This is a genomic window from Streptomyces sp. NPDC005722 (assembly GCF_040630935.1).
Classification (GTDB): domain Bacteria; phylum Actinomycetota; class Actinomycetes; order Streptomycetales; family Streptomycetaceae; genus Actinacidiphila.
The window spans coordinates 165,429-191,921 of the sequence record NZ_JBEXYN010000009.1; the positions used below are offsets into that span (position 1 = coordinate 165,429).

Annotated in this window: 20 protein-coding genes; 9 read left to right on the plus strand and 11 right to left on the minus strand. The window is 72.7% G+C overall.

What is annotated here, in order from left to right:
- Positions 1–496: 496 nt before the first annotated feature.
- The 3 genes from ABZ479_RS14115 to ABZ479_RS14125 all read right to left on the minus strand — a co-directional run bounded on the left by ABZ479_RS14115 (position 497) and on the right by ABZ479_RS14125 (position 7,224).
- On the minus strand, positions 497–700 hold the full coding sequence (locus ABZ479_RS14115) for a cold-shock protein (protein ID WP_326570877.1): 204 nt from the start codon (positions 698–700) through the stop codon (positions 497–499).
- Positions 701–944: 244 nt separating this feature from the next.
- Positions 945–4,889, minus strand: a complete 3,945-nt coding sequence (locus tag ABZ479_RS14120) for a S8 family serine peptidase (protein WP_500461826.1) — start codon at positions 4,887–4,889, stop codon at positions 945–947.
- Positions 4,890–5,085: 196 nt separating this feature from the next.
- Complete coding sequence (locus ABZ479_RS14125; protein ID WP_500461827.1) at positions 5,086–7,224, minus strand: alpha-galactosidase; 2,139 nt, start codon at positions 7,222–7,224, stop codon at positions 5,086–5,088.
- Positions 7,225–7,403: 179 nt separating this feature from the next.
- Between ABZ479_RS14125 and ABZ479_RS14130 the strand changes: the two genes are divergently transcribed.
- Genes ABZ479_RS14130 through ABZ479_RS14150 form a run of 5 tightly spaced genes read left to right on the plus strand, consistent with a single transcriptional unit; the run spans position 7,404 to position 13,699 of the window.
- Positions 7,404–8,579 carry an ROK family transcriptional regulator gene (locus tag ABZ479_RS14130; RefSeq protein WP_500461828.1) on the plus strand — a complete coding sequence of 392 codons (1,176 nt, stop codon included), beginning with the start codon at positions 7,404–7,406 and terminating at the stop codon, positions 8,577–8,579.
- 8 nt (positions 8,580–8,587) lie between these two features.
- Complete coding sequence (locus tag ABZ479_RS14135; RefSeq protein WP_500461829.1) at positions 8,588–9,901, plus strand: ABC transporter substrate-binding protein; 1,314 nt, start codon at positions 8,588–8,590, stop codon at positions 9,899–9,901.
- 20 nt (positions 9,902–9,921) lie between these two features.
- Positions 9,922–10,890 carry a carbohydrate ABC transporter permease gene (locus ABZ479_RS14140; protein WP_500461830.1) on the plus strand — a complete coding sequence of 323 codons (969 nt, stop codon included), beginning with the start codon at positions 9,922–9,924 and terminating at the stop codon, positions 10,888–10,890.
- The gene (locus ABZ479_RS14145) at positions 10,887–11,813 is read left to right on the plus strand and encodes a carbohydrate ABC transporter permease (RefSeq protein WP_499605438.1); all 927 of its coding nucleotides are present in this window, start codon (positions 10,887–10,889) and stop codon (positions 11,811–11,813) included. Before ABZ479_RS14140 ends, ABZ479_RS14145 begins: the two co-directional genes overlap by 4 nt.
- Positions 11,814–11,872: 59 nt before the next feature.
- Entirely contained in the window at positions 11,873–13,699 is a 1,827-nt protein-coding gene (locus ABZ479_RS14150; RefSeq protein WP_500461831.1) for an alpha-galactosidase D, read from the plus strand.
- Positions 13,700–13,899: 200 nt separating this feature from the next.
- Here the strand turns inward: ABZ479_RS14150 and ABZ479_RS14155 are convergent, their stop codons facing one another.
- The 4 genes from ABZ479_RS14155 to ABZ479_RS14170 all read right to left on the minus strand — a co-directional run bounded on the left by ABZ479_RS14155 (position 13,900) and on the right by ABZ479_RS14170 (position 17,239).
- On the minus strand, positions 13,900–15,186 hold the full coding sequence (locus ABZ479_RS14155; protein WP_500461832.1) for an ATP-binding protein: 1,287 nt from the start codon (positions 15,184–15,186) through the stop codon (positions 13,900–13,902).
- A gap of 45 nt (positions 15,187–15,231) precedes the next feature.
- Positions 15,232–15,606: an ArsR/SmtB family transcription factor gene (locus tag ABZ479_RS14160; protein ID WP_500461833.1), complete on the minus strand. Its 375-nt coding sequence runs from the start codon at positions 15,604–15,606 to the stop codon at positions 15,232–15,234.
- Positions 15,607–15,807: 201 nt separating this feature from the next.
- Positions 15,808–16,182, minus strand: a complete 375-nt coding sequence (locus ABZ479_RS14165; RefSeq protein WP_500461834.1) for a roadblock/LC7 domain-containing protein — start codon at positions 16,180–16,182, stop codon at positions 15,808–15,810.
- A gap of 163 nt (positions 16,183–16,345) precedes the next feature.
- Positions 16,346–17,239 (minus strand): aminoglycoside phosphotransferase family protein, encoded by an 894-nt coding sequence (locus ABZ479_RS14170; protein ID WP_500461835.1) that lies wholly within the window; start codon positions 17,237–17,239, stop codon positions 16,346–16,348.
- Between the two features lie 106 nt (positions 17,240–17,345).
- On the opposite strand from ABZ479_RS14170, the gene ABZ479_RS14175 reads away from it, so the two are divergent.
- Positions 17,346–18,038, plus strand: coding sequence for a hypothetical protein (locus tag ABZ479_RS14175; RefSeq protein WP_500461836.1), 693 nt, complete (start codon positions 17,346–17,348; stop codon positions 18,036–18,038).
- 7 nt (positions 18,039–18,045) lie between these two features.
- On the opposite strand, the gene ABZ479_RS14180 is transcribed toward ABZ479_RS14175, so the two are convergent.
- A complete protein-coding gene (locus ABZ479_RS14180; RefSeq protein ID WP_500461837.1) occupies positions 18,046–18,966 on the minus strand; it encodes a LysR family transcriptional regulator in 921 nt (306 codons plus the stop codon).
- A 102-nt stretch (positions 18,967–19,068) separates the two neighbouring features.
- Between ABZ479_RS14180 and ABZ479_RS14185 the strand changes: the two genes are divergently transcribed.
- On the plus strand, positions 19,069–20,403 hold the full coding sequence (locus tag ABZ479_RS14185; protein ID WP_500461838.1) for a DMT family transporter: 1,335 nt from the start codon (positions 19,069–19,071) through the stop codon (positions 20,401–20,403).
- Positions 20,404–20,663: 260 nt separating this feature from the next.
- Here ABZ479_RS14185 and ABZ479_RS14190 read toward each other — a convergent pair whose 3' ends face one another.
- From ABZ479_RS14190 to ABZ479_RS14200, 3 genes are all read right to left on the minus strand, one after another.
- Complete coding sequence (locus ABZ479_RS14190; RefSeq protein WP_500461839.1) at positions 20,664–20,831, minus strand: hypothetical protein; 168 nt, start codon at positions 20,829–20,831, stop codon at positions 20,664–20,666.
- A gap of 65 nt (positions 20,832–20,896) precedes the next feature.
- Positions 20,897–21,184 (minus strand): hypothetical protein, encoded by a 288-nt coding sequence (locus tag ABZ479_RS14195; protein ID WP_500461840.1) that lies wholly within the window; start codon positions 21,182–21,184, stop codon positions 20,897–20,899.
- 431 nt (positions 21,185–21,615) lie between these two features.
- Complete coding sequence (locus tag ABZ479_RS14200) at positions 21,616–22,770, minus strand: ROK family protein (RefSeq protein ID WP_500461841.1); 1,155 nt, start codon at positions 22,768–22,770, stop codon at positions 21,616–21,618.
- A 434-nt stretch (positions 22,771–23,204) separates the two neighbouring features.
- Here ABZ479_RS14200 and ABZ479_RS14205 point away from each other — a divergent pair, with 434 nt between their 5' ends.
- Entirely contained in the window at positions 23,205–25,319 is a 2,115-nt protein-coding gene (locus tag ABZ479_RS14205; RefSeq protein WP_500461842.1) for an alpha-galactosidase D, read from the plus strand.
- Positions 25,320–25,446: 127 nt separating this feature from the next.
- Positions 25,447–26,490: a carbohydrate ABC transporter permease gene (locus tag ABZ479_RS14210; protein WP_500461843.1), complete on the plus strand. Its 1,044-nt coding sequence runs from the start codon at positions 25,447–25,449 to the stop codon at positions 26,488–26,490.
- Positions 26,491–26,493 lie beyond the last annotated feature (3 nt).

Here is a 26,493-nt window from a genome sequence, read left to right on the forward strand (position 1 = left end):
CTGCTCACCGTGGGCCCGGTGGCCCGCAACCTCGCCGTGATCACCGCGGCCCTCGCCGGATGGGCCCCGCCAGGCCGGTTCCCCGGCGCGTCGCCGCGCCCGCCCGGTTGCTTCCCGCCGCCGGTCAACTCGCGGGCGCCGGCAGCGGTCTGCTCACCGTGGGCCGGGTGGACCGCCACGTTGCGGCGGTCACCGTGCCCTGCAGGCCGGTTCCCCCGAGCGTTGCCGCGCACGTTCGCCGCGCGGCCGATGCCGGAGCCCCGGCGGCCGGGCGTCCCGAAAAGAGAAGAGCGGGCCGAATCGGGGGCGCCGGCGGCGGTCTGCTCGCCGCGGGCCCGTGGGCCGCCATCGGGCCGCGCCGCCGATCCGCTCCGGGATGGGGGCCTCGGCCCCGGGGGCGCCTGGGCGGCGCAGGCCGCCGTGCCGCGGCCCCGGGGGCCCGAACGCGAAGGGGCCGGCACCTCGTGAGGTGCCGGCCCCTTGCTTTCCCGAGGGGTCAGATCGGGAGGATGTTCTCGGCCTGCGGGCCCTTCTGGCCCTGCGTGACGTCGAAGCTGACCTTCTGGCCCTCCTGGAGCTCACGGAAGCCCTGGGTGGCGATGTTGGAGTAGTGGGCGAAGACGTCGGCGCCGCCGCCGTCCTGCTCGATGAAGCCGAAGCCCTTTTCCGAGTTGAACCACTTCACGGTACCGGTCGCCATGGGGATCTCCTTAGGGAGCAGTAAACGAAGGCCGCACTTTGCGGACTTCCGTCGCCGCAATGACCCCTCCGGAAGGACCGGAAAAACAAAAAATGCACCTGCGGTCGCATCCCGGCAGGTGCACAAGAAGTTCATGGGTACCAAAACTGCAACGCGATCAACCTAACACACCTGCTGCGGGACGACCGGGAGACCGGGTCCGGCACGCGTCGGGCGTGGCGGACCCGGCCCCGTGGGCCGTCGGTCAGTAGGTGAGGCGCTGGAGCCCGTTGGCCCAGGGGTTCACCAGGAAGACCGTGCGGGTGGCGGGGTCGAGGAACAGGCCGCGCCGGCTGGTGAAGTCGAAGTTGCTGGTGCTGAGGGTGGAGTTGACGAGGTTGGCGACGGGGTGCCGGGAGAGCACCCTGCCGGTGTCGGGGTCGAGGACGGTGATCTCGCTGAGGGCGTTGTTGTCGCCGGTCGTGGCCTCCTCGTAGAGGTGGGCGACGACGGCGACGTGGTGCCGGGTGTCGAGCGCCGGCCACATGACGCCCCGGGTGCCCAGGTCGGCCGGGGCACCGGTGGCCAGGCTCTTCTGGTCGGCCGTACGCCAGGTGGCGGTGGGGAACTCGCCGGTGGTGTAGCTGGGGGTGGCGGGTCCCGCGGCGACGTAGACCCGGTCGCCCTTGCCGTCGGGCAGCAGCCCGGCGGTGCAGGCCGGCATGGTGGTCAGCGGCGACACCTGGCGGGTGCCGGCGTCGACCGAGACGGCCCAGTAGGGGACGCGCCCGGACAGGCAGGGTCCCATGGTGCCGGTGGTGGCCACGAAGAAGGTGCCGCTCGACGCGTCGACGGAGATGTTGCCGAAGGCGCGCCCCGGGTTGTCCGCGTTGAGCGCGATCGGCGCGGAGACCTTGCCGGTGGTCATGTCGACGGTCCACAGCGAGGCGACCCCGGTGACCCCGTCGAAGGTCGTCACGGCCGCCCGGTGACGGGCCGGGTCGACGACCCCGCCCTGGTAGTACACCGACGTCGAGCCGGTGCCCGGGTCGAGGGTGCTGAGCCTCACGCGCCCACCCGTCGCGGTGTCGCGCAGGTCGACCTCGGGGAGGACGCCGCCGTCGAACGGCCGGTGGCCGATGAGGGTGTGTCCCGTGCCCGGGTCGGCCCCCAGCACCTCCTGCATCATCGAGGTGCCGGTCTCGCGGGACACCGTGGTGCCGAGGGTGCCGTCCTTGAGCGAGTACGCGGTGGTGGCCGAGGCCGCCAGGTGGATCCAGCCGTCCTCGCCCTCGGTGAACTCGTCGGTGGCGAGCAGCGCCTTGCCGCCGCTGACCTCGATGTTCTCCAGGGTGCCGGAGACCGTGTCGCCGTCGAGGTACTGCAGGAACGACGTGGGCGACGCCTGCCCCACCGGCTTGCCGTTCCGGGTGGGCAGGATCCGGACCGGGTACTGCAGTCCGGTCGGCAGACCGAGGGCCTTCAGGTCCAGCACCGTCCGGCCCTTCACCGACGGCAGGGGCCGCAGCAGGGTGGAGGCGTGGTCGACGCCGTTGTCGTCGCGGCCGCTGCCGTTCTGGTTGGTGGCGGTGTTGAGCGCCCCGTACAGCGTGGGCGCCGGGGTGAGGAACTCGATGGCGGCGCCGTCGGCGTGCCGTACCGAGGAGGCGTCCCAGGCGACCGTGAGCTTCGGTGCCGGCCGGCTCAGTTCCACGGCGTGCGCCGTGGCGGACGTGCCCTGCCCCAGCAGCGGCGCCTGCGGCCGCTGGTCGGCGCCGGGTCCGACGCGCAGGGCACGGAAGTCCCCGAAGACCTGGCCGTCGTAGAGCGTGACGCCGATGCCGTAGAGCCCGGCGCCACCCGGTTCGAAGGCCGAGGCGGGGATGGTCACCGTGCCCTTGGTGCCGGTGAGCGGGGTGCGCCACTGAGCACGCCACTTGTCGCTGGTGGTGAAGGGCGTCCAGTGACCGACCGAGGAGAGCACCAGCTCGGGCGCGGTGGCGTCGCGCAGGCCGGTGAGGTCGTAGTGCACGGTGACGGGCTTGCCCAGCGGGGAGGAGCCGGGCGCGGTCGGGGCCTTGGGCTGCACATAGGTGCCGTCGGCGGCGCCGAAGGTGAGCCGCTTGCCGGTCGAGGCCACGACCTTGTTCCCGGAGAGCGCCTCGAACGTCACCTGCACCGAGCGCGGTTCGCCGGAGGCCAGGGGCAGGCCGGCGGCGCCCAGCAGCTCACGCGGCAGGACACGCAGGCTGGGGCCCGCGGACGGGATCGTGCCGTGGTCGCCGACGCGCAGACGGTACGTCAGCTTCCGGTGGGCGCCGGTGAGGTCGAGGCCGAAGGTGACGGGCGAGACGGCGTTCTGCCCGGACGGGTTGCCCCAGGCGTCGGCGGGGCCCGCCAGGTCGATGGCGGAGGGGTCGGTGGCCTCGACGAAGGAGGTCGTCGGGCTCACCGACAGCAACTGGCGCTCGGCGACGGAGAGCCGTACCGCGGCGGGGGTGAGGTCGTGGCGCTCGGCGAGCACCTTCTCGACCGCCGCCGTGACGTCCAGCTGCGGGCCCATCCGCAGTTCCCGGTCGGCCTGCGGGGGCTGGGCGATCGGGCGGCCGGTGTCGACCAGCAGCTTCCTGACCTCGCGGGGGCTGAGCTCCTGCCCGGTCGCCTCCGCGGCCGCCAGCACGTTGGCCGCCGCGGCGGCGATCATCGGGGCGGAGGCGGAGGTGCCGCCGTTGAGCACCACACCCGGTCCCTCCGGGGTGTGGATCAGCGAGGGCAGGTTGTCGCCGGGCGCCGCCAGGTCGATCCGCGTGCCGAACCCCGAGGAGTAGCCGGCCGATCCGTTGTAGCGGGTCGTCGGGTAGACCGCGGTGCGCACGTCGTCCGAGCCCAGGGTGTCGTCGACGGTCGTGCCGCCGGCGGCGATCACCCCGGTGTCACGGACCAGGGTGGGGGTCGTTGTGGGGGCGACGTCGTCGATGGACGTCTGCGCGCGGCTGCTCGACGTCAGGTCGGTCGGGGTGCTGCCGCCGTCGGGGCCGACGGACACCGGCAGGCCCAGGCGGGTGCCGTCGTTGGACGACACGACCACCACGATCCCCGAGTCCACGATGGAGCGCAGGGTGTCCCTGATCTCGGGGTCGTCCTCCAGCCACCGGGAGGGGAAGCCGATCGAGCCGTCCGTGCCGAAGCCGAGGCTCGCGGTGATGACGTCCGGCCGGGGCTTCTGGGCGGCCGCGGCCCGCAGGGCCGCCGCGATGCCGACCGCGGAGGGCTCCTCGGGGATCACCAGCCGGTACTGCGCGCCGGGCGCGATGCCCAGCAGGTCGGTGGCGCCGCTGCCGGTGGCCTCGGGGCGCTGCCGGTCGTGCGGCAGCGGGGCCATCATCGAGAAGTCGAGCAGCACTTCGGCGAGGTTGGGGTCCTGGCCCTCGATGCTGCCGGCGGCGTCGAGACGGCCCTTGTTGTCGCTGGTGAAGGTCGGTATCAGCGGCAGGGAGGGGAAGTCCAGGTAGCGCTTGCCGTCACGGAGCACCGTGGTGGGGCCGTTGAGGCGCACGTACTCGTCGCCCGCGTCGGCCATGCCCTGGTCGGTGAGGTCGCCCAGCGACACGTTGGTGACGATCTGGCCCTCGCCGGGCAGCGCTCGCAGGTAGGTCGCGGTGTCCTGGAAGGCACCGACCGCGTTGACGCCGCCCGCGTTGAGGTACGACTGGAAGGACGTCGTCAGGCCCTCGTTGGCGGGCAGGTCCTTGGCGGCGGTCGAGGGGGCGGTGGTGCGGGCCGCGCTCCGGTCGCCCATGCCGCCGACGGCCGCGAGGACCTCCTTCGGGAGCTGCACGGCGCCGGAGTTCATCGTGCGGGGGCGGACCGCGGAGCGGGCGCCCGTGGACGCGCCCACGCTGTACGGGGTCAGCGCGGCGGCGTCGGCCCTGGCCTGGAGTATCCCGGGCGAGGGGGTCAGCGGGTCGCCGAACGCGCTGCGGCCCTGGGGGGCCACCACGGGGAAGGCCCGGGTGGTGCCGTCCTTGCGGGTCAGGGTGCCCGACCCGTCGTCGGACCAGCGCAGCACCGAGCCGTCGGAGAGGGTGAGGGAATGCGCCGCGGGAGCCGCCTGGGCCGCGGACCGGGACGCCGGGGCGTCCGGATCCGCGGCGTGGGCGACGGAAGGTGCGGCGGCGATCGTGGACAACAGGGCGGCGAGCGCCGTCAAGCGTGCTCGTCTGAAGCGGTGGGACATGCAACGCCCTTCGATGATCGGGTGAGGAACGTGCAGAGGGCCGGCGGGACTTCGGGACGCGGGACGGAGCTCACCTTGACGGTGCCACGTCACACCGGACAAGCTCCGGGAGCTGCGGGTTTGTGCAGTTGCCCACATGCGCGGGGCGCGGCACGCCGCCGCCGGGCGGTCACTGCTCGTCCCGCTCCGCGACGCGGACCAGGTGGACCGCCGTGCTGGCCCAGTCCCCGGGCGGCAGGTCCGGCGTGAGCCCGTACCCGCCGAGCACGGCCGCGTGGTGCACGGTCCCGGTGCGCGTGTCGCGGTAGCGGGCGCCGGGCGTGAGACCGCCCAGCCGCACCGGGCCCTGCGGACCGCCGTGCCGCCGGACGCTCTGCCAGACCAGCACCAGGGCCTCGCTCCCGTCGTGGGCGGCGTACTCCACCACCGTGGGACCCTCGTCGCCGCCCTCGCGCAGCCGGTGCAGCGCGCCGTGCTGGACGAGGTGCCGGACCCGCTTGTACTCGGCCACCAGCTCGGCGCCGGCGGCCAGTTCCTCCTCGGACCAGCGGCCGAGGTCGCCGCCGATGCCCAGCAGCCCGGCCATGGCGACATGGAAGCGGAAGCGCAGCGGCACCGTGCGGTGCGTCAGCTGGTTCGGCACGTCGGTCACCCAGGCGGCCATGGTGCGCGCCGGGTAGACCTGGCCGTAACCGTGCTGGATGGCCACGCGGTCGGCGGCGTCGGTGTTGTCCGAGGGCCACGCCTGGTCGGTGCGGGAGAGGATGCCGAGGTCCACCCGGCCGCCGCCGCCGCTGCAGGACTCGATCCGCAGCCGCGGGTGGTCGGCGCGGAGCCGGTCGATCACCCCGTAGAGGTTGTGCACGTACCCCGTCCACAGCCGGTCCGCGCCGTCCTCGCGGCCGGGCCAGCCGGCCTCGCTGAACGCGCGGTTCATGTCCCACTTGAGGAAGTCGACGCCGTTCCCGGCGACGAGCCGGGTGAGCCAGCCGTACGCCCAGTCCGCGACGTCCCGCCGCGCGAAGTTGAGGACCAGCTGGTTGCGCAGCTCGGTCCTGGTCCGGCCGGGGACGTGCAGCACCCAGTCCGGGTGCGTGCGGTACAGGTCGCTGTCGGGGTTGACCATCTCCGGCTCCACCCACAGCCCGAAGCGCATCCCGAGCCGGTGCACCTCGTCGGCGAGGGGGGCGAGCCCGCGGGGGAAGCGGTCGGCGGCCGGGGTCCAGTCGCCGAGGCCCGCGCGGTCGTCGCGCCGGGCGCCGAACCATCCGTCGTCGACGACGTACAGCTCCACGCCCAGCGCGGCGGCCCGCGCGGCGAGCGCCGCCTGGCCGGCCTCGTCGACGTCGAAGCCGGTGGCCTCCCAGGAGTTGTAGAGCACCGGCGCGATCTCCCGCGGGTGCGGCAGGACATGGGCCAGGGTGTGGGCGTGCCAGGCGCGGCTGGCGGCGCCGAAGCCGCCGTCGGTGAACACGGCGGCGAAGACCGGCGTGCTGAACTCCTCGCCGGGGGCGAGCGGCAGGCCCGTCCCGTCGTGCCCGGCGCCCCCGGTGAAGCCGGCCCGGCCGTCGTGCGTGCGCTGCGCGGTGATCCGCCAACTGCCGCTCCAGGCCAGCGCGGCGCTCCACACCCGGCCGTGGGTCTCGGTGGCGTCGCCCGCGTCGAGCATCACCCAGGGGTTGGCGTGGTGGCTGGTGATGCCGCGGCGGCTGGTGAGCACGGTATCGCCGTACGGCAGCGGGTCCCGGCGCAGCCGGCTCTCGGCGGACCACTGGCCGGTGACGTGGCTGAGCCGGTAGCCGGGCAGCGGCGGCAGGCTCCAGGCGGCGGAGTCGGCCCGGAGCAGGGTGAGTTCGCGGTCGCCCGCGTTGCGCAGGACGGTGCTGCGTTCGATGACGTCGCTGTCGTCGTGCACGCGGTACCGCAGGGTGACCTCCAGCGGGTGGACGCGGTCGCGGAACCGCAGCGACAACTCGGCCGTGCCGGGCGCCGGTTCCCGCACCTCGTGTCCCACCGGGAGCCACTCGAAGGCCCGGGTCCCGTCGGCGAAGCGGACCTGGAGCGAGGGCGGCCCGAAGCGGGCGCCGCCGTCGACGGGGAGCTCCTCGCCCACCGGGGGCCGGCCCTCGAAGCTGCTCGCGTCCGGCCCCGGGGGGACGGCGAGTTCCGCGGCCTCGTCGAGGGTCAGCCGCGGGCCCCAGGCGACGTGGCAGGGGGCACCGGTGGCGTCGACGCGCAGCGCGTACGACGTGCGCGGGGTGCTCAGCAGCCAGATCCCGGTGTCCGGGGCATGGGAGATCACGGGCATGGGTCCTCACGTTCGGGTGGTGCAGGGGAACAGTCGGCAGCCAATCCTTACCTTGGATCAGATGTCAACACCCACCCTGATCCGGCCTTTTCAAGCTGAGGGCACCTCATGGAGGCAACTTCCGAGGAACCTTGATTCTTTTATTGACAGCAGAAAAGAACCCACCTAGGTTCCCGGCCATGCGCTCGATCCTGCCGGGGGAGGCGTTCCCGGCCCACACGCCGGCCGCCGCCCAGATCTTCACCACCGTCCTGTGCCACGGTCCGCTCACCCGCACCGAGGTCGCCAGGCGTGCCGGGCTGTCCGCGGCCGCGGTCACCAAGGCGGTCCGGCCGCTGATCGAGGCCGGCTACCTCGTCGAGGACGTGGACGAGGAGGCCCGCCCCTCCCTGGGACGGCCGGCCAACCCCGTACGGGTGGACGGCGGCCGGGCGCTGTTCATCGGCCTCAAGATCACCGGGGACGAGATCATCGGCGTGCTCACCGACCTGTGCTGCCGGATCCGCACCTCCCGCCACGTGCCGCTGCCCGCCCCCGGCCCCAGGGCCGTCCTGGAGTCGGCGGCCGCGCTGGTGCACGAACTGCTGGCGGAGGCGGACGGCTTCGGCGTCGCCGTCAGCGGCCTGGGCATCGCGGTCTCCGGTGACGTGGACCGGGCCGGCGGCGTGGTGCGCTACTCGCCGTTCCTCGACTGGCGCGACGTCCCGCTGGCCGAACTGGCGGCGATGACCACGGGCCTGCCCGTCACCGTCGACAACGACGTCAGGGCGCTTACCGTCGCCGAGCAGTGGTTCGGCGCCGGCGTGGGCCTGTCCGACTTCGCCGTGGTGACGGTCGGCGCCGGCATCGGCTGCGGCCTCGTCGTGCACGGGCGCGTCGTCTCGGGCGCGTACGGGGTGGCCGGTGAGATCGGCCACCTGTCCATCGACCCGGCGGGACCCCTGTGCCACTGCGGCAACCGCGGCTGCGTGGAGGCGATCGCGGCGGACCCCGCCATCGTCCGCGCCGTCCGCGAGGCGACGGGCACCCCCGTGGCCGACGCCGCCGAGGCGCTGCGACTGGCCCACGGGGGAGACCCGGGGGCCAGGGAGGTGTACGCGCGGGCCGGCGAGGCGATCGGCCGGGCCATCGGCTCGGTGGCCAACCTCTTCGGCCCGGAACGCGTGATCATCTCGGGCGAGGGCCTGGTGGCCCACGACCTGTTCGCCGACCAGATCCTCGAGGCGTTCGCCGCCTCCGCCTTCGGCACCGCCGGGCAGTGCGACCTGCGGACGCGGCCGCTGCCCTTCGAGGAGTGGGCGCGCGGGGCCGCGGCCACCGCGATCCAGTCCTTCATCAGATCAGACACGTACTAGGAGTAGCGATGACGCTGCAGAGCCGCACCGTCCCGACCGCGCTTCAGCCCAGCCGCCGCACCGTGGTCGGCGGACTGTTCGGGCTCGGGGCCGCGACGCTCGCCGCCCCCCTCCTCACCGCCTGCGGCGGGGGAGCGACGGCCGACCCCAAGACGGTGACCTTCGGGTCCAACGGGGCCGACGCCACGCCCAAGTCCGCCTACGCCGCGGTCACCAAGGCCTTCGCCAAGGAGAGCGGCCTGACGGTCAAGACCAACACCGTCGACCACGACAGCTTCCAGAAGAGCATCTCCAGCTACCTGCAGGGCACTCCGGACGACGTCTTCACCTGGTTCGCCGGATACCGCATGCAGTACTTCGCCAAGAAGGGCCTGGCCACCCCGCTCGACGACGTGTGGGAGAAGATAGGCGGCGGCTTCAGCGAGGCCACCAAGCAGCTCTCCCGCGGCGAGGACGGCAAGTTCTACTTCGTCCCGCTGTACAACTACCCCTGGGGCGTCTTCTACCGGAAGAGCCTGTTCGAGGAGCGCGGTTACACCGTGCCCCGCACCTGGTCCGAGTTCACCGCGCTCGCCAAGCGGATGAAGAAGGACGGCCTCTCCCCGATCGCCTCCGGCTACGGCGGCGGCGACGCCTGGAGCATCCTCGGCGCCTTCGACTACCTCAACCTGCGGGCCAACGGCTACGAGTTCCACATGTCCCTGATGCGGGGCGAGGTCTCCTGGACCGACAAGCGCGCCGCCACCACCCTCGACCTGTGGCGCGAGATCAGCCCCTACTACCAGCAGGGCGCCGGCGGACGCTCCTGGCAGGACGCGGCCCAGTCACTGCTGGACAAGAAGTCCGGCATGGCGGTCATCGGCCTCTTCCTCGGCCAGCAGGTCTCCGACGAGGCGCTCCGCGCCGACATCGACTTCTTCCCCTTCCCCGAGATCGACCCGGCCAACGGCCAGGACGCCGTCGAGGCGCCCACGGACGGCTTCATGCTCAGCCGCCGTCCCAAGAACGAGAAGGGCGCCAAGAAGCTGCTGGAGTTCCTCGGCGGCGCCAAGGCCGAGGGCCTCTACATGGGCGTCGACCCCAGCAACGTGGCCGTCCACGCGCAGGCTGACACGGGTTCCTACAACCCGCTGCAGAAGAAGTCCGCCGAACTCATCGCCTCCGCCAAGCACATCACCCAGTTCGCCGACCGCGACAGCGACCCCGGGTTCATCTCCACGGTCGTCCTGCCCGGACTCACCCAGTGGCTCGGCCACCCGGACGACGGCGCCGCCCTGCTCAAGCGCATCGAGTCGCAGCGCTCGCGCTTCTTCACCTCCTGACCGGACCGGGAAGGTTCACCGTGCCCTCCGCGTCCCCCACCGCACCCCCCGTCCCCGGGCCGCAGGCCCCCGCCACCGCGGCGCCCCGGCGCCGCCCCCGCCGGCTCGGCCCCGGCGACCGGCTGTTCCTGACGGTCGTCGTCGGCGTGCCGCTGCTCGCCCTCCTGGTCTTCGTCTGGCTGCCGGCCCTGGCCTCCATGGGCCTGTCCTTCACCAGCTGGGACGGCATCTACCTGTCCGACATCCACTGGGTCGGGCTCGACAACTACCACCAGATCCTCACCAACTACCCGCCGTTCTGGCCGGCGGTGCGGCACAACGTCATCTGGCTGCTCTTCACCGCGCTGCTGCCCACCCCGTTCGGGATCTTCCTCGCCTACCAGCTCGACCGGAAGCTGCGCTTCACCCGGGTCTACCAGACGGCGATCTTCCTGCCGATGGTGCTCTCGCTGGCCGTCGTCGGCCTCATCTGGGAGATCATCTACAACCCCGACACCGGCCTGCTGGACGGCATCCTGAACGCGGCGGCCCCCGGCCACCACATCGACTGGCTAGGCGACCCCGACCTCAACCTGTGGGCCGTCCTGGTCGCCTCGGCCTGGCGGCACACCGGCTACATCATGATCCTCTACCTGGCCGGGCTGAAGGGCTTCGACCCGGCCCTGAAGGAGGCCGCCGCCCTCGACGGCGCCAACGGCCGCCAGACCTTCCTGAAGGTGGTCTTCCCCGCCCTCAAGCCGGTCAACGTCATCATCCTCGTCGTCACCGTCATGGAGTCCCTGCGGGCCTTCGACGTCGTCTACGTGCTCGGCGGCGGCGTCGGCAGCAAGCCCGGCATGGAACTGCTGTCGCTGCTCATCACCGACAACATCATCGGCGAGTCCAGTCACATCGGTTACGGCTCCGCTCTCGCGGTCGTCCTGCTCCTGGTCTCCCTCGCCGCCATCGGGACCTTCCTCGTCCAGACCTTCCGCAAGGAGGACCGGTGACCACGACCGCCGCCCCGCCCGTCACCCCGGCCCGCCCCCGCGACGAACCGCCGCACGGCGGCGGCGCCTCGAAGCCCCCGCGGCAGACCGGCCGCCACCTGATGCTCGCCACCATCGCGCTGCTGTGGCTGCTGCCACTGCTGTGGGCCGTGTACACCTCGCTGCGCCCCTACGCGGACACCAGCAAGCACGGCTACCTGTCCTGGCCCCGGGGCATCAGCCTGCAGAACTACACCGACGCCTGGAACCAGTCCGGCATGCCGCACTTCTTCTGGAACTCGGTCCTCATCACCGTCCCGTCGGTGCTGGGCACCCTGCTGTTCTCCGCCGCGGTCGCCTTCTTCGTCTCCCGCTTCGACTTCCGGTGGAACATCGCGCTGCTGATGCTCTTCACCGCGGGCAACCTGCTGCCCGCGCAGGTGCTGATCACCCCGCTCTACCGGCTCTACCTGCTGGTGCCGCTGCCGGCGTGGATGAGCGACTCGCTGCTGCTGTACAACTCGACGTGGGGCATCATCGCCATCCACATCGCCTACCAGTGCGGCTTCTGCACCTTCGTGCTGAGCAACTACATGAAGACGATCCCGGGCGAGATCTCCGAGGCCGCCCTCGTCGACGGCGCCCCGGTGTGGCGGCAGTTCTTCCAGATCATCCTCCCGCTGTGCCGGCCGGCCTTCGCCGCGCTGGCCACGCTGGAGTCGATCTGGATCTACAACGACTTCTTCTGGCCGCTCGCCCTCATCGAGACGGGTGACAAGCGGCCCATCACCTCGGCCCTGGCCAACCTGCAGGGCCAGTACTTCACCAACCCCAACCTCATCGCCGCCGGCGCCCTGATGACGGCGATCCCCACCCTGCTGGTGTACTTCGCGCTCCAGCGGCAGTTCATCAGCGGCCTGACCATCGGCTCCGGCAAGGGCTGACCTCGTCAGGCCCGGCACCCCCCACCCGCCGTACCCCCCACCCCCAGGAGGCCCGACCCATGCGGTCACCCTCGCGCTCCCCCCTGTCCTCGACCGCCGCCAGGACGCTGCTCGTCCTGGCCCTCACCGCCGGAGTGTCGGCGGCCGTCCCCGCGGCCGGGGCGACCGGCCCGGACGCCGCGCCCGCCGCGACGACCGCCACCGCGCACCAGGTCGCCGCCAAGCCCTACATGGGCTGGTCCAGTTGGAGCATGCAGTCCTCGAAGTACCCCGGTCTCAACCCCACCGGCGACTACAGCTACCTGACCGAGGCGAACGTCCTCAAGCAGACCGACGCCCTCGCCGCCAAGCTGAAGAAGTACGGCTACGACCACGTCAACCTCGACGCCGGCTGGTGGCGCGACCAGAGCTGGAAGCCCGAGTTCGACGCGTACGGCCGGCAGACCCCCGACCCGGAGCGCTTCCCGCGCGGCATGAAGGCGGTCGCCGACCACATCCACGGCAAGGGGCTCAAGGCCGGCATCTACCTGCCCGTCGGCCTGGAGAAGGAGGGGTACGGCGACGGCAAGCTGCCGATCTGGAACACCACCGACTGCACCACCGCCGACATCGTCTACGACGACCTGCGCACCACCAACGGCTGGGACAGCTCCTACAAGATCGACTTCTCGAACCCCTGCGCGCAGAAGTACGTCGACTCCCAGGCGCGGATGATCGCCGACTGGGGCTACGACTTCCTGAAGATCGACGGCGTCGGCCCCGGCTCCTTCAAGAGCGGTGACAACTACGACAACCGCGCCGACATCGCCGCCTGGCAGAAGGCCATCGCCGCCACCGGCCGCACCATCCACCTCGAACTGTCCTGGTCGCTGGACATCGGCCACGTCGCCGACTGGAAGAAGCTCTCCAACGGCTGGCGCATCGACACCGACGTCGAGTGCTACTGCGACACCCTCGTCAGCTGGGAGAACTCGGTCGACGACCGCTTCGACGACGCGGCGGCGTGGAGCCGGCACGGCGGTCCCGGCGGCTGGAACGACCTGGACTCCCTCGACGTCGGCAACGGGAGGATGGACGGCCTCACCAAGGCCGAGCGGCAGACCTACATGACGCTGTGGGCCATCGCCAAGTCCCCGCTGTACACCGGTGACGACCTCACCCGCCTCGACGACTACGGGCTGTCCCTGCTGACCAACCGCGAGGTCATCGCCCTCAACCAGTCCGGCACCCGCCCGGCCCGCCCGGTCACCCCCGCCGGCGACCGGCAGGTCTGGGCCGCGAGGAACGCCGACGGCAGCTACACCGTCGCCCTGTTCAACCTCGGCGACGCCCCCGCCGCCGTGACCGCCGACTGGACCTCGCTCGGCTTCTCCGGTCGCGCCCTCGTCCGCGACCTGTGGAACCACGAGGACCTCGGCGCCGTCAAGGACAAGGTCACCGCGTCCCTCCCCGCGCACGGCTCGCGCCTGTTCACCGTCACCCCGCACGGCCCCGCCGTGCGCACGACCGGCTACGAGGCGGAGGCCCCGGGCAACACCCTGGCCGGCAACGCCTCCCTCGCCGACTGCTCCGCCTGCTCCGGCGGCCGCAAGGCCGGCAACCTCTACCTCGGGGGCTCGCTCACCTTCGGCGACGTCGTGGTGAAGAGGGCCGGCACCTACCTGGTCGACGTCGCCTACGTGAGCGGTGACGCCCGCACCGTCCAGGTCTCCGCCAACGGCGGCGCCGCCACCGCCCACAGGTTCGCCTCCACGGGCGACTGGGGCACCGTCGAGACGGTCAGTGTCCCCGTCATGCTCAAGGCGGGCGCCAACACCGTCACCTTCGGCAGCGGCACCGGGTACGCCCCGGACATCGACCGGATCGACGTCCCCGAGCTGTCCTGACGTCCCTCGGGGCCCGGCACCCGCCGGGCCCCCAAGACAGGGCGGGCCGGCAGACACGGACGGGGGAGCGCGTATCTGCCGACCCACGATCACCATAGGGCCCCGAGGGGGGACGCCGCCCGCACATCGCGGATGTCCGCCGGTTTCGGCCACGAACCTGGCGCGGAGCGTTCACCGCCGTCCAACGGGCCCCGCGGGCCTCACACGCGTGCGGCGGAGCGCAGGTCGTGGTCGAAGGCGCGGATGTCCTCCGTCGTGAGCGTGGTGCGGGTGCGGGCGACGGCCTGCAGGTAGTCCTCGGTGCGGTGCGTCAGATCCGCCGTGGTGCGCGGATCCGTCGCCAGGTGCCGTTCGAAGGCGGTCTGCGCGGCGGCCTGGGCCGCGTACTCGATGTCCGCCGGCGTGAAGCGGTCGCTGGCCTCGACCAGCGCGTCCAGGTCGATGTCCGTGACACGGTCCGGCCCGATGTAGCGGACCCAGATGGCCCGGCGGGCCGCGGGGTCCGGCGGGCCGACCGGGATCAGGAAGTCGAAGCGGCCGGGGCGCAGGAAGGCCGGGTCCAGCGAGCGCACCGCGTTGGTCGCGCAGATCAGCAGCCGGCGCTCGCCGCGCCGGAACTGCGGGATGAGCTTCAGGAGCTCGTTGGTCACCCGGTGGGCCAGGGTGGACGGGTCCTGCCGCTCCGAGGCGATCTCCTCCGCCTCGTCGAAGAAGAGCACCACCTGCTCCAGGTGCTCGACGCGGGCGAACAACCGGCGCAGCCCGTCCGCCACCCCGTGCGCGTCCTCCGCCAGCCGGTACGGCAGCACCTCGATGAACGGCCACGCCAGCCGGGACGCCACCGCCTTCGCGAAGGTCGTCTTGCCCGTGCCCGGGGGACCGAACAGCACCACGGCACGCGGTGGGACGAGGCGGTAGCGCTCCGCGACCCCCGGGTTCTCCAGCGGCAGCACCAGCCGCCGCTCGATGAGCGTCTTCTCCGCGGCCATGCCCGCGATGCGGTCCCACAGCCCCTCCTCCGGGACCGCGCCACCGAGCTGGTCCAGCAGCACGGCCTCCGCGGAGTCGGCCGACAGCAGCTTCTCGAAGTAGCCCAGCCCGGGGCGGAAGGAGTAGCCCGAGTTCCGGAACGCCTGCTCGCCGACCTCGCCCGCCGGCAACAGCGCCCCGATCCGGCGCACCCCTGTCTGGCCGAGGCTCTCCTCCAGGGCGGCCAGCAGCGCCGAGCCCATCCCGTGGTGCCGCCACTGCCGGGCGATGGCCAGCCGCAGCACCCAGGCGCGTTCCTGGGCCGTCGACGACACGGCGGCCCCCACGACCCGGTCACCGACCACCGCCACCACCGCGGGCGCCCCCACGCGCAGCGCCCCGACCACCTCCGCGAGGGTCACCGCGGGATCCTCGGCCGTGTCGCGCGACTCCTCCCAGATCCGCACGACCTGGTCCAGGTCGCCTTCCTCCAGATCACGAACCCGCCAAGGCGTCATGGCGCTCACCTCCCGACCATTCTGGCCCAGCCGGCGCCGGAACGCTCAGCCGGCGGGGTGGCTGACCTGCTCCTCCGAGTGTGTGGCCGGGGCGTCGGCCTGGCGGAGTTCGGCGAGCAGCTCCGTCTGGCCCGCGAGCAGTTCGGTGAGGATGCGGCGGGCCGCGCGCAGGAGTTCGGCGACGTCCCCGCCGGCGAGGGCGTAGCTGACGGTGGAGCCCTCGCGTATCGACACCACGATGCCGGACCGGCGCAGCACCGCGAGCTGCTGCGACAGGTTCGAGGGCTCGATCTCGATCTCGTTCAGCAGGTCCCGCACCGGCACCGGGCCGTTCTGGAGCAGCTCCAGGACCCTGATCCGCACGGGGTGCCCGAGCATGCGGAAGAACTCCGCCTTGGCCTGGTACAGGGGTACCTGCATCGTCTGATCGCTCCTGCCCGGATTCCGACGGCCCTTCCCGCACCCGCCGGCGGCGGCTCCCCGCTCCCACCGGCGCGATGCTGCGTCCAATCCTTCCCCCTCGGGGGCCCGTGCACCGCCGTGCTTGTGCGGATCAGGATGTGCCGAATTGAAGGATTCTTCAATTCCCGGGCACACGGGACCCCGAGGAAGGACCGGCGGCTACAGCTCGAGATCGGCCTCGATGCGCCGCAGGCGGTGCCGGGCCATCGCCAGGTTGGCGTTGCGCCGGTCGAGCACCAGGTAGAGGAACAGGCCGTTGCCGTCACGGCTCTTGAGCAGCCGGATGAGGTGGTACTGCGTGTCCATGGTGATCAGGACGTCCTCGATCTCCTCCTTGAGGCCCAGTTCCTTCATCGTCCGTGCCTTGGCGCGGACCACGTCGGTGTTGCCGGCGGCCGCGACGGTGAGGTCGAGGTCCTTGCCGCCACCGATCGTGCCCAGCGCCATCCCGCTGGTGTAGTCGACGAGGGCAGCACCCACGCTGCCCTCGATCGACGTCATCGTCTCCTTGAGGGAGGTCTCCACATTCGCCATCGGCGTCCGCTCCTTGCCGTCGCTCTCCAGGCGTCCGCGCGTCCGCGCGCCGCCACCCCGGTTGGTGACGGAGAAGCTACTGAACGTGACGCCTCCCGTGGGGGAATCACCGATGCGGGCGAGCGGCCCCACGGCCGCGGGTAGGATGCGCCGCCCGCAGGGTTCAGCGTTCCCCGACGGCGAGGAGTTCGCCGAGGACGTGCCGGGCGATGGACGCCATCCGCTCGTGGGTGTCCCGGTAGTGCAGCAGTTCCATCAGCGCGATCGACAGCGCCCAGCCGCGACCGCGCGCCCAGGTCGCCTCGTCGGTGCCCAGTGCCGTACGGAACGCGGCGCGACCCTCGGCGGGCAGCACGTACCAGGCGGCGATGGTGTCGACGGCGGGGTCGCCGAGACCCGCGCAGCCGAAGTCGATGACGGCGCGGAGCCCGCCGTCCGCCACGAGGAGGTTGCCCGGCTGCAGATCCGCGTGCACCCACACCGGCGGCCCCTGCCGTTCCGGAGCCGCCAGCGCGGCCTCCCACACCGCGTGGGCCGCCGCGGGGTCGACCTCCGGGCGCAGCGCGTCGATGGCGGAACGCGTCTCGCCGTCGCGCGCGGAAAGGGGCCCGGTGCGGTACGCGGGCGGCGCGCCGGCCGGGCCGACGCGCTGCAGGGCGGCCACGAAGGCCGCCAAATCCCCGGCGAGCGGGCCGGGTTCGGCGACACGGCCCACGGAGGGGTGCTCGCCCTCCAGCCACCCGTACACCGACCACGGCCAGGGGTACCCGTCGGCGGGCGCGCCCTTGCCGAGGGGCGCGGGAACGGCCGTGGGGAGCGCCGGCGCGAGCCGCGGCAGCCACTGGTGCTCCTTCTTCACGTCGTCCGCGGCGCCCGCGGTCCTGGGCAGCCGCACCGCCATGTCCGTGCCCAGGCGGTACATGACGTTGGCGGTGCCGGCCGACTCCGTGGCGGTGAGGGGGAGGTCCGCCCAGTGGGGGAACTGCGCGCGCAGCAACCGGCGTACCAGGGCCGTGCCGGTCCCGGACCGGTCGCCGCTCGGGGTGTGTGGGTGCATGTCCGCCTTCCGGAGTGGTCGCGCCGACCATGATGGGCCGACGGGGAGCGGGCGCGGCAACGGATTTCCGCACGCCCCGGCCCCCGGGTGCGCGGCCGGCGGGGCCATGGGCTTGGATGTGCGCGTGACCGTCCACGATGTTGCCCCGCTCCTGCCCTCCATCGCCGAACTGCGCGACCACTGCCGCGCCCTGGCGATGCTCGAGGCGATCCTCAGCCCCGAGTGGGAGACCCGCTACCACTCCTTCGACGCCGTGTGGGACGCGGACGAGGAGATGGCCTCCCTGCGCAACGGGTCGGGCGACGAGTACGCCATCGTGTTCTCCGCCGCCGGCGCCTTCATCCGCGGCTTCGACCACGAGTCGCCCGTCAGCCCCTACGGTTCGGAGGACCACGAACCGTGGCCGGGCGTCGTCGACGAGGTGCCGGAGGCCTTCCGCGCGTACGTGGAGGAGCCGGCGTTCTGCGACGAGGAGGGGGTGCCGGTCGCGACCGTCTGCCTGTGGCGCGGAGCCGGGGACGACGCGTGGCGGCACGGCTCCGTCGACCTGCCGGCCGACCGCGAGGACGCCGACGGCGCCTCGTACCTGTTCGAGATGCTGACCGACCGTTCCCCCGAGGCGTTCCGCTCCTTCGCCGAGGACTACTACGAGGTGCCGGTCGACCTCGACGCGGTACGTCACGTCAAGGCGCTGCGTCCGCTCACCGCGGAGGTCGTCGCGACGCTGAACGCGGAGGTCACGCTCGCGCAGCTGGCCGAGGACATCGAGGGCATCGGTTACCCGCGAGAGCGTATGTGACGGTCTGTCAGGGGTGGGCGGGGTCCGCCGCGGCCGGGCCCCGTGCGACGTCCCGCAGCGCGTCGAGCAGCCCCCGCAGCGCCGGTTGCAGCAGCGAGGTCTCGCGCACCGCGGCGTGGACCGCGCGGACGGGTTCCGGGCCGCGCACCCTCCGTACGACGACCCCGGGGTGGTGGTGCGCCAGGGCGGCCAGCGGCAGCAGGCTCACCCCGAGACCGGCGGCCACGAACCCCTGGGCGGTGGCGTAGTCCTCGCTCTGCACGACGACGTCGGGGCTGAAGCCGGCGGCGGCGCACGCCTGGAGGATCAGCTCCAGGCACGAACCGTCCGGGGACTCGCTGCCCACCCACGGCTCACCCGCGAGGTCGGTGAGGTCCAGCACCCGCTTCGCGGCGAGGCGGTGGCCCTTGGGGAGGACCGCCCGGTACGGGTCGTCCCGCAGGTGCACCAGGCGCAGCCCCTCCCGGCCCTGCCCTCGGGGCCGCACCACGATCGCCAGGTCCGCGCGGCCCTTCTCCACCTCCGGCAGCGGATCGCCGGGGTCGACCAGGCCGAGGTCGATCCGCACCCCCGGATGCTCACGACGCAGCCGCGCGACCGCCGGGGCGACCAGGTCCGCTCCCGCCGTGGGGAAGTAGCGCACCGTCAGCCGGCCGCTGCGGCCCGCGCGCAGGTCGGCGAGCGCCGTCTCGGCCTCGGCCACCTCCCTGCCGATGCGGGCGGCGTACTCGGTGAGCAGCAGTCCGGCGGGCGTGGGCTGGACGCCGCGTCCGACGCGTTCGAGCAGCGGGATCCCGGCCTGCCGCTCCAGGACGGCGATCTGCTGGCTGACCGCCGAGGGCGTGTAACCGAGATGGGTGGCGGCCGCGGTGACCGAGCCGCTGGTCACCACCGCCCGGAGGACCTGCATGCGGCGCACGTCGAGCATGTAGCCCAGCTTAACGGTAGCTCCGTGAACTTTCGCTTGTCGTACCAGAACACGGTGGGGGAACGTCGGGGGACGGTGACGTTGCGACGAGCGGAGGCGGGGATGTCCGGGGAGTCCGGAAGCGGTGGCGGTGGGGGCGCGAGGGCGCTGTTGCGGCTGGGGGTGCTGGCCCTCCTGTGGGGGTCGACCTTCCTCTGGATCAAGATCGCACTGGAGGGGTTGCCGCCCGCCTGGGTCACCTTCCTGCGCTGCGCCTCCGGCGCGGCCCTGCTGCTCCTGCTCTGCCGCCGTGCGGGTCTGCGTCTGCCGCGCGGACGGGTGCTGTGGGGCCGGATCGCGCTGGCCGCGCTGCTCTGCAACGCGCTGCCCTTCCTCCTGTTCGGCGTCGGCGAGCAGAGCGTCGACTCCGGCGTCGCCGGCGTGCTCAACGCCACGACGCCGCTGTGGTCGCTGCTCATCGGCCTCGCCCTGGGCACGGAACGCGGCATCCGCGGACCCCGCCTCTGCGGGCTGCTCGCCGGCTTCGCGGGCGTCCTGCTGATCTTCGCCCCCTGGCACCGTTCGGGTCTGCCGGGCTGGGGCGCCCTGGCCCTGCTGGGCGCGGCGGCGAGTTACGCGCTCGCGTTCACCTACATGGGGCGCAGGCTCGTCGGCACGGGTACGGGCACGCTCCCGCTCGCCGCCGCGCAGTTGAGCGCCGCGACCATGTTGAGCGTCCCGGCCCTCCTCGCGACCGGCACCGGTGGGATCGCGCTGACGGTGCGTCCGGTCGTCGCGGTGCTCGTCCTCGGTGTCCTGTGCACCGGAGTCACCTTCCACCTGACGGTCCGCGTCATCGCCGACGAGGGCGCGACCGACGCGGCCACCGTCGGCTACCTGCTCCCTGTCGTGTCGGTGGGGCTCGGCGCCCTCGTGCTCGGCGAGCCGGTGGGCGGAAGGGTGGTGGCGGGCATGCTGGTCGTCCTCGCCGGGGTCGGGCTCACACGGTCGCGGGCACCACGGCTACGGCGGCGGCATGCCGACCGCGCGGGCGAGCGCGGCGACGACCGCCGGGGCGTGCCCGGGCAGACGCGACGCGGCCCAGCCGGCGCAGGCACGGAGGAACGCCGCCAGGTCCCGCTCGGCGTCGGCGATCCCCTGGCGCAGGACGTCGGCGGCCACCTCGAACGCCGGACCGTCGTCCCGCTCCGCGTCGACGGTCAGACGGACGACGTCGCCGCGCCGTTCGGCGAGCGGCCAGGGGCTGTGGCCGAGCCACGTGTCACCGGTGCCGTCGAGGACGCCGAGCCAGGTCTCCCGCCAGTCCTCCAGGCCGCAGCAGCAGCCGGGAAGCAGCACGGCCCCGCCCGCGGGGTCGGCGATCCGCAAGCCGCCGTAGCACTGGAGGTCCTCCTCGGACAGCAGCCCCAGGAGGAAGGCCTCCACCGGATCCCCTGAACGGGCGGGGAGGTCCGCATCGTCCGCCTCCGTGCCGTTGTACGCCGCGACGGTCATCACGGCCGTACCGATCTCGGCCGCCGACAGCCCGCCGTGCAGCGGCACGAAGGTGAACGGCTCCCACTCGGCCACCGGCCAGAGGGCGAAGCCGTCCGCGGTTCCGGTCTCCAGCACGGGCTGCACGACGATCACCGCCCGAGTCTGCACCGGCGCGACGCCGGGCCGCCTCCTGTTTTCCGGCTGCCCCGGGGCGGCGGACGTCACTTCGCGGGGGCGAAGACCCGCTGCGCGGCGACGGCCGCGCCCAACTCGGCCGCCGACAGCCCGCCGTGCAGCGGCATGAAGGTGAACAGCTCCCACTCGGCCACCGGCCAGAGGGTGGAGCCGTCCGTGGTTCCGGTCTCCAGCACGCGCTGCACGACGATCACCGCCCGAGGAAGCGGTCCGGGGCACCCCGGTTGCCTCACTGACCCCCACCGGCCGTTGTGCGCCCCTACCTCGGGAGGGGGTGTGGCGGGGTGCGCCTCCCGGCCGAAGGCTGGGGGAGGGCGGGAGGGTGGGGGCCGCCTCCTGCTCCCGGCCCCCCGCGCCGAGCGGCCCGCGCGGCGGACGTCACTTCGCGGGGGGCGAAGACCCGCTGCGCGGCGACGGCCGCGCCCATCTCGGCCGCCGACAGCCCGGCGTGCAGCGGCATGAAGGTGAACGGCTCCCACTCGGCCACCGGCCAGAGGGTGAAGCCGTCCGTGGTTCCGGTCTCCAGCACGGGCTGCACGACGATCACCGCCCGAGGTAGCGGTCCGGGGCGCCTCCGGACTGCCTCCATACCCCCCACCGGCCGTTGTGCGCCCATACGGCGGGAGGGGGTGTGTCGGGGTGCGCCCGGAAACGACGAGCGGCGGACGCGGTGCCCGAGGATGTTGGGGTGAACCGCGAGCGTTGAGGACGTGCGCCGGCGCGGCGCCGACCCCAGACGAACTTGCGCAGGCCCGCACCAATCGCGCCGGGCAATCGGGTGGGAGGGTGGGGGCCGCCTCCTGCTCCCGGCGCTCCGCGCCGAGCGGCCCGCGCGGCGGACGTCACTTCGCGGGGGGCGAAGACCCGCTGCGCGGCGACGGCCGCGCCCATCTCGGCCGCCGACAGCCGCCGTGCAGCGGCATGAAGGTGCCGCCTCCTGCTCCCGGCGCCCCGCGCCGAAGGCCCGCGCGGCGGACCTCACTTCGCGGGGGCGAAGACCCGCTGCGCGGCGACGGCCGCGCCGCCGCGTGCCCATTCCTCGAAGGGCAGCGGACGGACGACGAGGTCGCAGTCGGCCGCCGCACCGAAGGCGTGGTCGGCGAAGGTCTGCCGGATCTGGTCGGCGAACAGGTCGTAGGAGGCCACGCCCTCGCCGGAGATGATGATGCGTTCCGGGCCGATGAGGTTGGCCACCGAGGCCATCGCCAGGCCCATCACGTGCCCCGCCCGGGAGAAGACCGCGCGGACGGCGGTGTTGTCGGCGTGCGCCAGCCGTACCGCCTCCTCCATGGTGAGCGCGGGGTCGCCGGTGGCCTGCCGGGCCTGCTCGGTGATGGCGTGCGTGGAGGCCACCGTCTCGACGCACCCGGTGTTGCCGCAGGTGCAGGTGCGGTCGGTGCCGCCCACCGGCAGGTGGCCGACCTCGCCCGACACCCCGTGCGCCCCCGACACCACACGGCCGCCGATGGACAGCCCGCAGCCGATGCCCGCGCCGACCGTGACGAGGGCGAACGAGGACAGCCCCACGCCGGCGCCGAACCACTGCTCGGCGACGGTCAGTGCGCGCACGTCGTTCTCGATCACCGCCGGGATGCCGGAGGCCGACTCCACCAGCTGCGCGAGCGGCACGCGGCGCCAGTCGAGGAACGGTGAGTACTGCACGGTGCCGGTCTGCCCGTCCACGTCGCCCGAGATCGTGACGCCGACGCTGTGGACGGCGCCGTCCTCCTCCGCACCCGCGTCGGTGCGCAGCTGCCCGATGAGCCGGGCGATCGCCAGCACCACGGTCCCGACGTCCCGGGAGTCGAGTGCGGCGCGCCGGGAGGCCAGCGGCCGGGCGGTCAGGTCGGTGAGCACACCGATGAGTTCGTCGCCGGTCACCTTGACGCCGACGAACCGCGCGCGGTCGGCGCGCACGGCCATGGGCGTGGCGGGCCGGCCGCTGGCCCGCTCCCGGGCCGGCCTGCCGAGTTCGGTGATCCAGCCGTCCGCCAGGAGGGGAGTCGCGGCCTTGGTCACCGCGCCCGCCGACAGTCCCGTGCGCCGCCCGGTCTCGGCCCGGGTGAGGGGGCCGTGGACGAGCAGGGTCTGGAAGACCAGGACGGCGGCGGGGGGCTGGTCGGCGAGGCTCATGTCCCGGACCATACCTTTCCAAGGGAAAGTAAGGAAGGGGCTCGGCCGCGCCCACTCATCCCATCTTTCCCAGCAGAGGAGGGGGTTGCGGCCCAGGTTTTCCGGTGAAGGCCGAAGGCTCGGCCGGACAGACATCCGATTTTTGCCGCGGAATATGTTGACGGTGGAAGGAAAGCCTGGCTACATTCGCCGCACTCCTCGCCCGGAGCGGACGTAGTGCCCCCGGCCGAGGCGTGCGACCGGAGCCTCCCCCGGTCGCAGCACGTCCGCCCTCGGTGGTGTTCCGGGACGACCGCCACCGAGGGACGCGCCTTGCCTGCCGTACCCCCTGCCCACTCGAAGCGGACGCCGTCGCGCCGGGATGGAGTGCCCCCATGGCCCGTTCAGCTCTACTCGCACGTCTCAGATGGCCCGGGACCCGCGGACGCGGCGGCATGGGCAGGGCCGCCGTGCCCGCGCTCGTCGCCACCGCGCTCGCCACGGCCCTGGCGGTGCCCGCCGCCGCGTCGCCCGCCGCCGCGTCGCCCGCCGCCCCCGCGTCGGCGTCGGCGTCGTCCACGGCGTCGTCCGTCGCCGCCGCGTCCCGGGCCGGGGCCGCCGGCTCCGGTGCCGACCCCGTCGTGGCCGCCAAGCCCTACATGGGCTGGAGCAGCTGGAGCCTGGAGTCGACCAACTTCCCCGGCTACGGCGGCTCCTGGCTCACCGAGCCGCACGTGCTGCAGCAGGCCGACATACTGGCCTCGAAGCTGAAGCGGCACGGCTACGAGTACGTCAACGTGGACGCCGGCTGGAACGTCGGCAGCGCGACGAACAAGAGCCTCTCCGACGAGTACGGCCGCCCCGTCGCGGACCCCGTCAAGTTCCCGCACGGCATGAAGTGGCTCGGCGACCAGTTGCACGCCAAGGGCCTGAAGTTCGGGCTCTACCTGGCGGTCGGCCTGTACATCGACACGTACGACGACGGCAGGACGCCGATCCACGGCGCGCCGGGGTGCACGACCAAGGACATCGTCTACCCCGACCTCCGCAAGACCAGCGGCTGGGACAACGTCTCCTACCAGCTGAACTTCGCCAGCCCGTGCACCGAGAAGTACATCCAGTCCGTGGCCGACCAACTGGCCGGCTGGGGAGTGGACTTCCTGAAGATCGACGGTGTCGGCCCCGGCTCCAACCAGGGTGACGCGGCACACGACAACGTCCCCGACATCAAGACCTGGCACGCCGCGCTGGAGCGGACCGGCCGGCCCATCCAGTTCATCCTGTCCTGGTCGCTCAGCCACGACAAGGTGGACGTCTGGAAGGAGAACTCCAACGGCTGGCGCGTGGACACCGACGTCGAGTGCTACTGCGACACCCTGGTGACCTGGAACAACTCGGTCAAGCAGCGGTGGAACGACGTCGTCCCCTGGATCGACGACGCCGGGCCCGGGCACTGGAACAACCTCGACTCCCTCGACGTCGGCGCCGGCCCGCTCGACGGCCTCAACGAGGTCGAGCGGCAGAGCCACATGACGCTGTGGGCCATCGAGAGCGCGCCGCTCTACATCGGCGACGACCTCACCAAGCTCGACGCGTACGGCCTGTCGCTGCTCACCAACGACGAGGTCATCGCCGTCGACCAGGCCGGCAACCCCGCCAGGCCGCTCAGCCAGGACACCCCGCAGCAGGTCTGGTACGCCCGCAACGCCGACGGCAGCTACACGGTGGCCCTGTTCAACCTCGGCAAGGGGTACTCCGACGTCACCGCCGACTGGAGCGAGCTGGGCATCAGCGGCAAGCCCGCCGTCCGCGACCTGTGGAGCCGCAGGAACCTCGGCAGGGTCGACGGCGGCTTCACCGACAACCTGCCCCCGCACGGCTCCCGGCTGCTGCGCGTCACCCCGGCGAACGTGACCGGCAGGCCCGGCGTGCCGCTCGGCGTCCACGCCACCGCCGCCACGGCCGGCAGCGTCTCGCTCGCCTGGGACGCGGTGAACACCGGTACCGCCACCACCGGTTACGACGTGTACGCCGACGGAGCCAAGGTCGCCACCGTGGACGGTACCTCCGCCACCGTCACCGGCCTCCACGCCGCCACCGGCCACGCGTTCACCGTGGCCGCCCACGACGCCCGGGGCCGCACGTCCGCACCGAGCAACGCCGTCTCCGTCACCACCCCCGCCGCCGAAGGACCCACCGCCTACGAGGCGGAGGCCTCCGTGAACCCGCGTACCGGCAACGCGAGCATCAGCGACTGCTCCCGCTGCTCCGGCGGCAAGAAGGTCGGCAACCTGGGCGTCGACGCCTCCGTGACGATCAAGGACGTGACGGCGCCGGAGGACGGCACCTACCTGATGACGGTGGACTTCACCGACGGATCCTCGGGCCGCACCGCTGTGGTCACCGTCAACGGCACCGCCTTCCAGCTGCCGCTGCACGGCGGCAACGACAACGACTGGGGCCGCCCGCGCTCGGTCACCGTGCCCGTCCGACTGAAGGCGGGCGCCAACACGATCGCCTTCGGCAACCCGTCCGACTACGTGTCCGACGTCGACCGGATCACCGTCTGACCGGCGGTCAGGGCGGCAGCGGACACCGTCCCGGCCGCCCTGACCGCCCCAGCCCTGACCGCCCCAGCCCTGCCAACCGCTCGACCCGCCCCACCCGTTCGACCCGACGCACGTGAAGGAGAGTGCCGTGGTGGTCACATCGCAGGACAACCACACGACGCCGGTGGCACCACCGTCCGGCGCAGCCGGTGCGGGGGCCACCACGGCCTCTTCGGCCCCGAAGGCCCGCGGACCCCTGAAGGTCCGCAAGGACACCGGCCGCCGCCGGCCCCGGCGCGTGACCGCGACCCGGTCGGCGGCGGCCCGGCGGCGGGACCTGCCGGTCGCGCTGCTGCTGATCCTGCCCGCCGTCGTCGGGTTCGCGATCTTCTACGCCTACCCGACCCTGCGCGGCATCTACCTGGGCTTCACCGAGTTCCACGTCCTCACCCCGCCGCGCTGGGTGGGACTGGCGAACTTCCACGAGATGTTCGGGGACGGGGTCTTCTGGCACTCGCTCCTCGTCACCCTCTGGTTCGTCGTCCTGTCCGTCGTCTTCGGCACCCTGGTCTCCCTGGTGACCGCGGTGGTCCTGCACCGCGTCACCGACTCCTCGGCGCTGCGCGGCGTGATGCTGCTGCCGTTCCTGATCTCCAACGTGATCGCCGCGCTGGTGTGGCAGTGGATGCTCGACCCGCACCTCGGGGTCATCAACATCGTGCTCGACCACGTCATCGGCCACCCGGTCCTCTTCCTCGGCAGCGGCCCGTGGGCGATCCCCTCGCTCGCCGCGATCAGCGTCTGGAAGTGGATGGGCTACTACTCCCTGCTGATCTTCGCGGGCCTGCAGACCATCCCGTCCACCATCTACGAGGCCGGCCGGGTGGACGGCGCGAGCGAGTTCCAGATGTTCCGCCGCCTCACCGTGCCGCTGCTGCGGCCGATCCTCGTGATGGTGGTCGTCCTGACGGTGATCAACGCCTTCCAGGTCTTCGACATCGTCGCCGTCACCACCAGGGGCGGCCCCGCGAACGCCTCGAACGTGCTGCAGATGTACATCTACGACAAGGCCTTCCGCCAGTTCGACTTCGGCTACGCGGCGACCATGTCGCTGGCCCTGTTCGTCCTGCTCATCACGGTCACCTTCACCCAGCTCCGGCTCGCGCGGGCCGACGAATCCGACCTGAACTGAAGG